At 70.4% G+C, this 12219-nt stretch carries 8 protein-coding genes; 4 read left to right on the top strand and 4 right to left on the bottom strand.

What is annotated here, in order from left to right; genetic code table 11:
• The first annotated feature begins 589 nt into the window (after nucleotides 1-589).
• Nucleotides 590-3136, top strand: coding sequence for a Helicase associated domain protein (locus tag AB0I49_RS21535; RefSeq protein WP_363228617.1), 2547 nt, complete (start codon nucleotides 590-592; stop codon nucleotides 3134-3136).
• Between the two features lie 180 nt (nucleotides 3137-3316).
• Here the strand turns inward: AB0I49_RS21535 and AB0I49_RS21530 are convergent, their stop codons facing one another.
• The 3 genes from AB0I49_RS21530 to AB0I49_RS21520 are packed head-to-tail and all read right to left on the bottom strand — an operon-like array spanning nucleotide 3317 to nucleotide 5820.
• Nucleotides 3317-3892, bottom strand: coding sequence for a transcriptional regulator (locus tag AB0I49_RS21530; protein ID WP_363228616.1), 576 nt, complete (start codon nucleotides 3890-3892; stop codon nucleotides 3317-3319).
• Nucleotides 3892-5559, bottom strand: coding sequence for a helix-turn-helix domain-containing protein (locus tag AB0I49_RS21525; RefSeq protein ID WP_363228615.1), 1668 nt, complete (start codon nucleotides 5557-5559; stop codon nucleotides 3892-3894). Before AB0I49_RS21525 ends, AB0I49_RS21530 begins: the two co-directional genes overlap by 1 nt.
• 12 nt (nucleotides 5560-5571) lie before the next feature.
• On the bottom strand, nucleotides 5572-5820 hold the full coding sequence (locus AB0I49_RS21520; protein WP_363228614.1) for a hypothetical protein: 249 nt from the start codon (nucleotides 5818-5820) through the stop codon (nucleotides 5572-5574).
• A 459-nt stretch (nucleotides 5821-6279) separates the two neighbouring features.
• Here AB0I49_RS21520 and AB0I49_RS21515 point away from each other — a divergent pair, with 459 nt between their 5' ends.
• The 3 genes from AB0I49_RS21515 to AB0I49_RS21505 are packed head-to-tail and all read left to right on the top strand — an operon-like array spanning nucleotide 6280 to nucleotide 7501.
• The gene (locus AB0I49_RS21515) at nucleotides 6280-6825 is read left to right on the top strand and encodes a helix-turn-helix domain-containing protein (protein WP_363228613.1); all 546 of its coding nucleotides are present in this window, start codon (nucleotides 6280-6282) and stop codon (nucleotides 6823-6825) included.
• Nucleotides 6822-7181 (top strand): SMR family transporter, encoded by a 360-nt coding sequence (locus AB0I49_RS21510; RefSeq protein ID WP_357237404.1) that lies wholly within the window; start codon nucleotides 6822-6824, stop codon nucleotides 7179-7181. The genes AB0I49_RS21515 and AB0I49_RS21510 overlap by 4 nt, the downstream gene beginning before the upstream one ends.
• A complete protein-coding gene (locus AB0I49_RS21505) occupies nucleotides 7178-7501 on the top strand; it encodes an SMR family transporter (RefSeq protein WP_357237406.1) in 324 nt (107 codons plus the stop codon). The genes AB0I49_RS21510 and AB0I49_RS21505 overlap by 4 nt, the downstream gene beginning before the upstream one ends.
• A gap of 226 nt (nucleotides 7502-7727) precedes the next feature.
• Here AB0I49_RS21505 and AB0I49_RS21500 read toward each other — a convergent pair whose 3' ends face one another.
• Nucleotides 7728-10400: a beta-eliminating lyase-related protein gene (locus AB0I49_RS21500; RefSeq protein ID WP_363228612.1), complete on the bottom strand. Its 2673-nt coding sequence runs from the start codon at nucleotides 10398-10400 to the stop codon at nucleotides 7728-7730.
• Nucleotides 10401-12219 lie beyond the last annotated feature (1819 nt).

Below are 12219 nucleotides of genomic sequence, written 5' to 3'. Positions count from 1 at the left end.
CGTCCGTGACGCGAACGCGTTCCTGCGCGCGGTCTGCTCCGCAGACACGACGCGCCGTCGCTACGCGACGGAAAGACAGCACCGCACTCCGTGCGGTATTCGGGACTTCGTCCCGAGATCCGGTCCACTCCGTGGCCCGGGAGGCCAACTCCGTTGGCCTCGGGCTCGGATCGCTCCGCGATCCGGCCTAACGGAACACGCTCCGCGTGTTCCTGGGGCTGGCTAGGGAGAACGGGGTGACGGCGTCTCAGGTGATGAGGTCTCAGTGGGCTGGTGTCACCGTGCCGTTGGAGCGGAGTATGAGCGGAAACTGCCGGGTGGGCGTTCACCGCGAGGTTTCAGGGTAACATGAAAGATCAGATAAGAATCACTCGGAGAATCGCATGCGTCATTCTGCTTGGCCCGCTATCTTATGGAGATGTAAGCCACTCCCGCTACAGGGCTCCGGAGCACCAGACGGGGTGTTACACACGGCCCAAGAACCGTTCAAAAAGAGGACAGAAATCCAACCGTCTGGCCTCTGATTTCCAGCATGGCCCGATTCTAACGGCCCGGATAGCGTCAGACGCGAGCGATAAAGGGAAGTTGCATGCCGGAGAAAGAACTGTTCCCTCATCAGGTGGAGGCCGTCGATGCCGTCCTCCGCGTTCTGCAGACACCCTCTGGTGGACACATGCCCGCCGAGGGATTGCGGACTCAGGTCATCGCCGCGACCGGTTCGGGCAAGACACTGGTCGCCGCCGAGGCCGCCGGAAAACTGGGGGCGCGCCGGGTGTTGGTTCTGGTGCCGACCCTGGATCTGCTGACGCAGACTGCGGCCGCGTGGCGGGAGGCCGGCCGTACGGGGGCGGTGATGGGAGTCTGCCGGCTACCGGCCGAGGATTCTGACGGCGTGCCCTGTACAACGGACCCGGCCGAGCTCGTGGCGTGGGCGCGGGGGCTGGAGCGGGTGACGGTGTTCGCCACCTATGCCGCCGTCGGCCTCGGCATCCTCCAGCGCGCCCATGCCCAGGGCCTGGGCGTGTGGGACCTGATGGTCGTGGACGAGGCCCACCGCACCAGCGGCGATGCGGGCAAGCCGTGGGCGGCCGTACACGACCAGGCCAGGATCCCGGCTGCCCGCCGTCTCTACATGACCGCCACCGCCAGAATCTGGGAAACCGCCGGAGGCCGTCGCGACGAGGCACCTCAGCTGATCGCAAGCATGGATGCGGACTCCGCCGTCTTCGGGCCGGTGGCGTTCAAGCTGACCTTGTCCGAAGCCATCAGCCGCGGCCTGGTCGCGCCTTACCAGGTCGTGTGCGTCGACATCACCGATCCCGGACTCCACGACGCCCACCAGAGGGCCGGCTCCGGCTCGGGCATGGCGCGCGGGGCCCGGCTCGCGGCGCTGCAGACCGGGGTCCTGACCGCAGCAGCGCAGGGGCGGTTGCGCAAGGTTCTGACGTTCCACAGCAAAGTCGGCGAGGCCGAGGCCATGGCCGAGGGCGTCGTCGACGTGGCGCAGCGGCTCTGGCAGGACGATCCGCGCCGGTTCCCGGCGCCGGAGCGGGTGTGGGCCGCCTGGCTGTACGGCGATCATTCCCCCGGTCACCGGCGCGCCGTGCTCACCGAGTTCGCGTCCGACGTCATCGAGGACCAGTACGGGCTGCGGCCGGCCGCCCTGCGCGTGCTCAGCTCCGTGAAGGTACTGGGCGAAGGCGTTGATACAGCGAATTGTGATTCCGTCGCTTTTTGCGATGCGCGTGGGTCGATGGTCGATATCGTGCAGATGGTCGGCCGCGCCCTGCGTATGAAGTCCGGCGAAGGGAAAGTCGCTTCGCTGATCGTTCCGGTATTTCTCACGCCGGGTGAAAGTCCGGACGAAATGCTGACCTCTCCGGCCTACGACACCTTGGCGAAGATCCTTGGAGCGCTTCGCGCGCACGACACCGACACCATCGAGGCGCTCGCCGACTCCCGGCGGCGCAGCGGCGGTTTCGAGCTGGAGGAGGGGGCTGGTGCCGGCGAGGGGGGCCGGGGGCAGTCGGAGGGTGAGCAGGGTCCGAGTGTGTCTGCGCGGGAGCTGCTGAAGTTTTCCGTGCCGCGGGATCCGGTGCTGCTGGCGCGGTTCGTGAAGCTGCGGGTGATTGAGCCGGAGAATGCCTTCTGGCGGCGCGGGGTCGAGGCGTGCGTGCGGTATGTGAAGGAGACCGGGGCCGTGCGGTTGCGGGTGCCGTACGACTTCGTCACTCCCGAGGGTTGGGTGCCTGCCGGGTTCCCGCTGGGGACGTGGCTGGCCGACCAGCGGCGTTTGTGCAAGGCCGGGCGTCTTGTTGCGGCCCGTGTCGGTGAGCTCGACGGGCTGGGGATGGTCTGGTCGCATCAGGACGTCGCGTTCGAGGAAGGACTGAGCGCCGCCCGTGCCTGGGCTGCGGTTCACGGGCATTTTCTGCCGCCGGCCGGTGCCGTCTGGGACGGGTACCCGGTCGGGGTGTGGGCGAAGAACCAGCGCACTGCGGCCCGGCTCGCGGATGTCCTCGCCGAGCGGCGCGGGGCCGGCCTTCCTGTCGAGTCCGGCGCCGGGGCGCTCACCCAGGCGCGGCGGGATGCGCTGGAGGAGGTCGACCCGGGCTGGTGCCCGGCCTGGGATGTCGGGTGGCAGCGCTGTTTCCGCCTCGCCCAGGTTCATGTCGAGGGCGGCGGGTCGGTGCCGGCGGCGGCGGGCGAGGTGTTGGTGCAGGGGGAAGACCTCGGCCGCTGGGTGGGGGCCTGCCGCCTCGGCTGGGATGGTCTCGTGCCGGTTCAGCAGTGGTTGCTCGCCAACGTCCTCGGTCTCGCCCCGGCCGACGAGAGTGAGCGGCCCGTGAAACGTACGCAGAGCGGCAGGTGGGCTCTCAATCTACGTGCCGCCCGCCAGTACCACGCCCGCGAGGGCCACTTGGAGGTGCCCCGGAAGCATGTCGAGCGGCTGGGGCCGGACGGCGGGTCGGGCGGGGGGCGGGCCGGTGCTGAGGAGTTCCTGGCGGTGAAACTCGGCATGGTCCTCGACAACATCAGGAAGCGTGCCGAGACGCTCACCGAGCAGCGTCGTGCGGACCTCGATGCCCTCGGGATGCGTTGGTCCGCCGTCGTGTCCCGCAGGAGTCCCCGGTAGCGCGGCTGGAGTGCGGGAGGCCCGGGTCCGTGGGCCTGGGCCTGATCGGCAGTGCGGTGACAGGGTGCGGGCTGGGGCCTCTGGGTTACGGGTCCAGTGGGTTGCCGTCCTGTGCCGTTCCGCGCCCTGTGCGCCCTGGTGCGGGTGTTGGGGAGCAGCAGCGTTCGGTGGCGTCGGTTTCTATGCGGCGAAGCCGATGTTGGTGACGTATTCGTACTGCCCCCACTGGCTGCCCAGGTCCGGTAGGACATCGGCGGTCCAGGTGTCCTCCAGGTCCTGGTGGTCGCCGGCTGCCCAGGAGGCGACGATCCGGTCCCAGCGGCGTACGTTCATCGTCCGGTGTTCCACTACCCGCTGCAGCGGGTATGGCACGCCGGACTGGTTGAGGGGGTGGATCTCCACCCGGGTGCCGCGGCCGTCCCGGTTCAGGCGTTTGAGGAGGTGACGGGCGACGTTGTGCCGGCGCACCGTGCGGTATGCGGCGTCGATCCTGGTGAGGTTGGCCTTCGACGGCGATTGTTTGCCCTCCAGCCATGCTTTCAGGGTCCGGTCGGTGACCGTCAGGCCTGCCTCGCGCGCGGCCTGGCGGGTCTTGCCGGATTTGGTCAGGTAGTGCAGGCGTGCCATCAGGCCGCGTTTGGCGGTCACGGGGGTGGCGATGCCGCCTGCGAGTTCGTCGAGTTTGCGGGCCACGGCGTCGCTGCCTTTGATGCCTCGGGCGCCGAACTTTCCGAAGTCGATGTTCTTCTCCGGCACTACTCCCCTCCTTCCGCTTCCGTCTGCGTGTGCTCGGTAGTGCCGGTGCCGGCGGTGTAGGTGTCTTTGACCTTGACCTCGGTGACGCGGCGGCCTTCGGGGAAGACACGGCGCCAGTCGCCGGTGATGTGCAGTTCGTCGGTGCCCAGCGCTCGTACGACCGTCAGGCCCTCGTCATGGGCCTTGAGCGCCTTCAGCCACAGGTTGGCGAAGGCCTGGGAGCGGATGATGTGCATCCAGTCCGGGCGGTAGAGCTCCCGGTTGTAGTTGCTCTCCCCCATTGTCGAGACGAACTTGGAGTACATCGCCTTCACGTATTCCAGCGTGACGGGGTCGTCTTGGGCGATCGCGGCGTCGCGGGCGTCCTTGAGGGTGATGCGGAACTTCTCCAGGAGGTTCTCGGTGGCGCCGGAGGTGTAGGACTCGTGGATTTTCGGCGGGTCGCACAGGGCGTGTTGGGGGCCGGACAGGCGTAGCAGGAGGCGCAGGGTGGGTTCGGTGACCCAGAGGGGGCCGGGTTCGTCGCGCTGGCCGATCGGGTTGGGCAGGACGTCGTCGTGGTGCCAGGCAGGTGGGGTGATCAGGTGGACGCCGGCGCGGCGGCGGTCGTGGGTATCGGTGGTGGAGTGTTCCAGCTGGCCGATCGGCAGGTGGGTTTTGAGGGCGGAGAGGTAGGCGCCGTTGATGTCGAGGGCGGTCACTTCGTGGTGGCCGGGCGGGAGGGTGGGGCGGGTCCATTTGGGGCGGGCTTCCCAGATCTGGTCGGCGCCGCGGGAGGTCTGTTTCTTGAGGATGTCGGGGATCCAGGGGTGGGCGATCACGTCGTAGCGTGCGCCTTTGCGGGTCTCGTCCAGGAGTTGCATCGCGTCCGGGATGGCTTTTTTCAGCAGTGCTGCGGTGGCTGTTTCGACGTCGCCGTGGTGTTTGGCGAGGGTGCTCTGCACTGCCTGGTGGATCGCGTCGGCCGGGCCGGGTTGTTCTTGGAAGGCTCGCTTGCGTGGGGCTGGGTTCTTGGGGTGTTCGGAGGGGGGTGGTGTATGCGGCGGGCATGCTTCACGCGGTGGTGCCTGTGCTGTGTGGGTGCGCGGTGCGGCTGACGCGGGTGTGGGGGCGGACGTGGGTGTGGGTGTGGGGGGTTCGGCGGGGTGGCAGTCGGAGGGGTTCAGGTGCTGGGCGTACCCTGCCACGCGGGTCCGGGCGGGGTGGCCGCAGAGCACGCATGGTTCGGGGGCGGCGAGGGCCTCCACCTCGTCGTCTGCCGCGGGCTCCGTCTCGTCGCTGTCTTTCGTGGGCTTCGCTGTGGGGGTGTCGGGTGCCGGGTTGCCGGCCGGTGGAGCGGTCGGTTCGGCTGCGGGGTTTGTTCCCGGTTCGGCTGCCGGGTTTGTTCCTGGCTCGGCTGCCGGGTTTGTTCCCGGCTCGGCTGCGGTGGCGAGTTTGGCGGCCAGCCCGTCCAGCAGGTAGGCGTACGCAGTGCGGGTCGCGCCGAGCGGGTCGCGGCCGCCCTCCCACCCGGTGACGGTGCTCGGGCTGACGCCCAGTGTCCGGGCCACCTGGGCCTTGGACAGCCGGGCCTGCTCGCGCAGTTCCCGCCGCCGCTGCGGTCCCGGGAGTTCGGCCTGCGGGCCGACGGAGTCGAGCAGCGAGTCGATTGCCTCGAAGTCACTCACCGGAGGGCCCCTTCAGATGTAGGTGACGGGGTTGCGGGACAGGTGTGGGCTGGGGGTGGGCCGGCCGACCCGCGGGTCGCCGCGCAGGAGGGTGCCTTCGAGGGCGTAGCGGTCGCCGTGTTTGGAGATTCCCGTGATCCTGGCGACCGCGATCACGGTGCCCTCGGTGTTGATGATCTGCGCCTCGTCCTGGGACAGGGCCCGGTCGGCCTTGAACTTCCAGATGCCGCGGCCGGCCTCCCATGCCTCGTCCTCGCTCATCCCGGGACGCCACCCCACAGTGGCCCGTCCCAGGCGGTCGTCCGCATGCGCGGCGCGTTCAGCGCCGATCTGGATCTGCAGCACCCGCCACCCCTGGAGAAGGAACCATCCGACTTGTTGGCAAGTTACCACCAGCTGCTACTTCGCAACAAGTTAGAGGGTATCTGACTCGCCGCGTATCACGTCGGTTTCACCCCTCGACCCGGAGCGTCTGACGCGGAGGAGCTCCTCGGTCATGGTGCGGGGCGAACGGCTCCGCGAGTGCGGATCGGGCAGGCCGGCGCCCGTGCGCGGCGCGGCCGGCGCGGAACTGTTCCGCGCGGCCGTGCGGGTGGGCCCGGGGCTCGTGCGGCGGGGCTCGCGGGGGATGCGTCGTTGCGCCGGCGACTGAGGTGCGTGCCGCAGTACCCGGCGTCACCCCCCTGAAGAACTTTACCTTCCGGATGGTAAAGTTGCGGTATGGCGAGTACCACGAAGGACCGGATTCTGGACGGGGCCCTCGAGCTGCTCCGGGTCGAGAGAGGCGCGATCACCCTGGACGCCGCTGCCAAGCAGGTGGGGCTGACCAAACCGGGGCTGATGTACCACTTTCCGACCAAGGAGGCCCTGATGCTCGGCGTCGTCGATCACGTCGCCGGGCGCTGGGAGGCGTTGTTGCGAGGCCGTCTCGGGCAGTCGCCCGAGACGGCCTCGCCGCACCAGCGGATCCGCGCCTACGTCGAGGTGGCGCTGAGCGGGCGGTTCGATCGCGCGGACTACGCGATCTACACCAACGCCCTGTACCGGCAGGCCCTGACCGCGACCTGGGTCCGGCGCCTGGCGCCCTGGCTCACGCTGCCCGGCTCCCTCCCGGGACCGGTCCGCGCCCGGCTCACCGCCGCGCGGTTGCTGGCCGACGCGTACTGGGCCGCCGCGGCCACCGACGTCTTCCCCGTCCCGGACCGCGACCGCGCCGAACTGCTGACCGTCGCCGAAACGCTCCTGAAGGACGAGATGCCCCGATGAAGACATGGCTGCTGCTCGCCGCGGCGATCCTGCTGGAAGTCACCGCCACGCTGTCCTTGCGGGCCGCCATGGACCACCCCGCCTGGTACCCCCTCGCCATCGCCGGCTACGTCGGCTCCTTCTCCTCCCTCTCCGGCGTCCTACGGGCAGGCATGGGGCTGGGGGTGGCCTACGGGCTCTGGGGGGCCTGCGGCGTCGCCCTGACCGCCCTGCTCGCCGCCGTCGTCTTCGGCGACGCGCTGACCGCGACGACGGGCGTGGGGATCGTCCTGGTCATCGCCGGCGTGCTGTGCGTGGAACTCGGACTCCAAGCCGCCCGGGCCCGCCGGCTCCGCACGGAAGGAACGGCACGGTGAACGGGGTCTTCCTCGTCTGCGGGATCCTGTCCGGGCTCTGCGGCACGCTGTCGCTGCGGATGGCCTCCCACGGCGGCGCCAAGAAGTGGTACATCGCCGTCTGTACCGGGTACGTGCTCGCCTTCTCCTTCCTGACGCTGGCCCTCCGGCACGGCATGCCCCTCGGGGCCGCCTACGGCATCTGGGCCGCCAGCGGCATCGCGCTGGCCGCCCTCGCCGCCCGCGTCCTGTTCCGCGAACCCCTCACCAAGGTCATGGGGCTGGGCATCGGCCTGATCGTCGCCGGCGTCCTGTGCATCGAAAACGGCGCCGTCCACTGACCAGACCAGTTCGCCCACGGGGGCGCGGTGCGGGGCGGTGCTGCGCCCTCCCCGGGCGAGTGCACGGCCTCGCGGTGCCCAGCCTGCGCCGGCCCTGCCGGAGGTCCGCCACGGCGGACCCGCGGAAGGCCTCGCCGCCGCTCCCCTGTCGCGTTCTTCGGGCTGTAGCCGGGCGGCGCCGGCCGCCTCCGCCGCCGGTCCCAGCCGGCGGTCCCGGCTGCCGGTCTCAGCCGGCGTCTCCCGCCAGCGCGGACTGAACGAACACCCGGTATCCGCATTCCGGGTCGAACCCGTGGATCTCCTTGGTGTCCAGGGCGTCCATGAAGTCGAGGATGTCCTCGCTGAATTCCTGACCCGGCACCAGAATCGGAAAGCCGGGCGGGTACGGGGTGACGAAGATCGCCGATACGACCGGCTGACCGGCGGCGACCCGGCGCCGTGCCTCTCCGGAGGAGACGAACTCGCACAGCTCTTCCCGATACGCCATGTAGTAAGCCTTGCGCATATCCCCGTCGGCCGCTTCGCCGGCGGGCTCGGCACGGAACGCGTCGTGGAACCGCGAGAAATCCGGCAGCGGCGGATGATCGTGACTGAGCGCATCGATCCGCCGGTCGCGCGCGTGTTTCTTCTCGGGCGCCAGCTGCCCGGCCGCGGCCTCCAATTCCTCCGCGATGCCGATGAGCGCCCGGAGCAGGTGCGCGGCGGCGGTGCGGGGCGTGCCGATGTTCGTCATCGCCAGTACCGTATTGCGCGTGGTCTTGTTGACCTGAATGCCCCAGCGGTCCATCAGCTGAACGTGCTTGAACGTGTCGCCGTCGAGGCCCGTCGCGGAGATCTCAAGGGTCAGCCGACACGGGTCGAGGACGAACTCGTCCGTGCTCCACGCCTTTTCCATAGCCGCCGGCCCGGCGTGCAACGGGCACGGCCCGCCCTGCTGCCGGTAGGGGTCCGGGATCAGTTCACTGCTGTCGAGCACCCGGAAGTACTTCGACAGCAGCGGGTGCCCGGCGACCTGATCGCGCAGCGACATCGCCAGTTCGACCTGGCGCGACACCAGCTCGAACCCCTCCAGCTCGACCTGGCGCCGGCCGACGTCGAGGGACGCCAGCACCTGGTAGTTCGGAGAAGTCGAGGTATGCGTCATATAGGCCTCGTGAAAGGCCTCCTCGTTCCGCCGGCCGAAATCGTCGTCCTGCACGTGGATCATCGATCCCTGACGCAACGAGGTCAGGGTCTTGTGCGTCGACTGCGTGGCGTACGCGCGGATCCTGGCCGCGTCCGGGTCCGGAAGCAGCCGCTCACGTACCAGTTCGTCGTCGGACATCCCTCGGATGCGCTGGAGATGCCGCCGGTACTCGGCCCGGTATTCCGCTGTTGCGATGCGTTCGGCCAGCCGGGCCGCAGCGGCCATCGCGGTCCGCCGCCGGTACACGGGGTGGAAGCGGGCGAAGGCGAACCACGCCTCGTCCCACAGGAACACCAGGTCGGGTTTGATCGCGAGGCACTCGGCCATCACCCGTTCCACGTCGTACACGACGCCGTCGAAGGTGCAATTCGTGAGCGAGATCAGCGAGACCTGGTCGAGCCTGCCTTCGCGCCGGTACGTCAGCAGCGTCCGTTTGATGTCGGCCAGCGGAATCGCGCCGTACAGGGAGAACGCGTCGATCGCATAGCTGTCGAGGTAGGCGACGTGGGAACCGGCGAGCACCTGCGCGTAGTGATGCGACTTATGGCAGTTGCGGTCGACCAGCACGACATCGCCCGGCGCCACCAGCGACTGCGTGACGATCTTGTTCGCGGTGGACGTCCCGTTGGTCACGAAGTAGGTCCGCCGCGCGCCGAAGGCGCGGGCGGCCAGATCCTGCGCCTCCTTGATCGCACCATGCGGCTCCAGCAGCGAATCCAGCCCGCCGGCCGTCGCCGACGTCTCGGCCAGGAAGATGTTCAGCCCGTAGAAGTCGCACATGTCGTGGATCCACTGCGAGCGGACCACCGAATTCCCGCGGGAGACCGGCAGCGCGTGGAAGACCCCGCTCGGCTTGCGCGCGTACTCCACCAGGGCCGAATAGAACGGCGTCCGATACCGCCGGGCGACGCCGCGCAAAATCGTCAGATGCAGGTCCAGGACGTCCTCCTGCTGCAGGAACACCGAGTCGAACTCGCGCCCGATCTCCGTCGCGAGCTGCTCGACCGAGGCCTGCTCGACCAGATAGAGGTCCAGCTCGGGCCGCTCCTCACGGACCCGGCGGGCCAGCGCACCGGCCCGGTCCGCCACCGTGCGGCAGTCGAGATCCGGCGGCCCGACCGCAGGCAGCAGCTCCCGCAACAGCGTCAGGTCGAAGTCCGACCGGGTGTGAAAGTCGGGCCGGACCACGACCGCCTGAATCCACGGGTTGACCAGGACCGCCACCATCGCGTCGACGAAACTCGACACCGCGATCACGTCGTACACGAACGCATCCTCACGACGGCGCGACGCGCGCAGCCCGCTGAGGATCCGCTCCGCCTCGGCCTCCGAGAGACCGGCGACCACCAGCACGTCGAACCGCGGACGGCGGTCGGCGCCGCTGTCGGTGTCGGAATCCTGCGCATCCGGGGCCGCGACCGTCGAGAGCGCCACGTCGGCGATCAGCCCCCGGCCGATCCGCGCCGCCGTCCGGCTCAGCTCGGCATACGACCCCTGCGACGCCAGCGCCCGCAGCGTCTGCGCCACATCCGGCCCGGGACAGCTGAAGTAGTGCGTGAGCACATCGGCATCCGCCAGATGCCCGTCGAGGACGCCCACCGCCTCGGCACGCCCGGCGGACCCGTCATCGGCCGGCGACAGCCTGCGCGCGACATCGGAGATCGACCACCACAGATCGGTCTGCAACTGGGCCACGCTGTTGTACGCGGACACCCGCCGCCCCGGCCCAGCGCGACCGGGCCCAGCGCGACCGGGCCCGGCCCGGCCGGCTGCCCGCGCCGCGGACCGACCGGGCTCCGTGGACGACTCCATGACCGACTCCGTAATCCGGGACATTTTCCGGGACATTCACGGCCAGGCTAGGACCGGGCCCGTACACCCGCACCCGGAGCCCGCCAGACGCGCCGCCTGCGCACCACGCCCATACCGTGCACCACGCCCGTGCCGTGCACTACGCCCGTGCCGTAGGAGCGCGGTCCGCCTCCCGCGCCCCCCGCCTCTACCTACGCCTCCGCCTCCGCCTCAGCCTCCGCCTCCGCCTCTACCTCCGCCTCCGCCTCCGCCTCTGTCTCCGCCTCTGCCTCTGCCTCTGCCTCTTCGACAGCGGCGAGCCTGGGGCAGGAGTGATTCGCTCGACGCGCCGCGCGCCTTGCACCGAACCGGCCGGCACCGTCCGCCGGCGACCACAAGCAGCGCCTGCCGGACGGCGCGTTCATCAAGCTGAACTACTGGGCAGTCTGCGGAACCTTCGAAGAAGAGCAGTTGGTGTACGTGGCGAGTACGTACCCGTCGGGCGACGCGCCGCCGGCCGGCCTCGGCGCGCTGACACTCCCCCTACCGGGGCACAGGCCCTGCCAGGCGCCTCGTACGCGCGATCTCCCGGCGCGACCCCGCACAGCACCACGAACCGCAATACCGCGGCCGGCCCGACAACCACACCTCGGCGGCCGCGGCCGGACCGGCCGGCCTGACCCGATTCGCAACCCGGGACGTCATCCCACCAGACCCCGAGGCACAGAAGCCGACCGCCCCCGTCGCCGACCCTCGCTGCCGACCCCCGTCGCCGACCACCCGTTCCCGGGCGCAGCGCAGCGGCGCGCACGGACACGAGCCCGGAGCCACCCGGCCATCCGGCGACCCGGCGACCCGGCGACGCTGCGGTCCGCGCGACGCTGCGGCCGGTGGCCACGAGCCCGGCCCGGACCGACCCGACCGCGGGTCTCGGTCCGTGATCGCGGGCCTCGGCCCGGCGACGGCACCGCCCTCGTCCCAGCAGCCCGCACCACCGGGGCGGGGCACGCATCGCCGGGGCGGGGCACGCATCGCCGGGACGGGGCACGCATCGCCGCAACCCCACCCGCAGCGAACGCCCGGCTCCGCCGTCAGGCCCCGCCACCGATATCCGTCAGCCCGCCCCGGCCCCGGCCGCCGGCAACCGAGCCCGGACGGCGTAGTCGCGCTGTCCGCGGAGGCACACAGCAGTCCGAACAACCCACGCGGCGCCGCGCGGCCCTCCGGACGTACCGCGGGAGCGGAGATGCCCCCGAGCAGGACGCCGGCAAAGCGGGCGAGGGCAGGACAGCCGGGTGCCCGGCAACTCCAGCCGACTGCCCGCCCTCCCGCTCCGGGGCGAGCCACAAGGCGCCGCCCCCGATGCGATCCAGTAGGCACAGCAGCTGAGGATGAGGACGGGCCCGCAGGGTGTCGGCGGGCAGCGGAACATCGGCGGGCAGGCGCCGCAGGGCGTAAGTGAACAGATCCGCGTTACGGAGCCCAGGGCGCAGTGCAGTACGAGGCGGTGCGTTACGGGCGCGGTGCAGTACGGGGGCGACGGGGTCGTGGAGGAGGGCACCGACGCCGGGTCGCGTGCGGCCCGCGCACCCGCCCGGCCGGTACTCCCCCGGCGCAAGCGGGAACGAGCAGCATTCGTCCGGGCCAGGGGCCGAGGTCGAGGCAGGGGCCGAGGTCGAGGCAGGGGCCGAGGTCGAGGCAGGGGCCGAGGTCGAGGCAGGGGCCGAGGTCGAGGCAGGGT

The organism is Streptomyces sp. NPDC050617, assembly GCF_040654795.1.
GTDB lineage: Bacteria > Actinomycetota > Actinomycetes > Streptomycetales > Streptomycetaceae > Streptomyces.
Note: the sequence above shows the minus strand (reverse complement) of the source record. Positions and strands in the feature narration are given on the sequence as shown.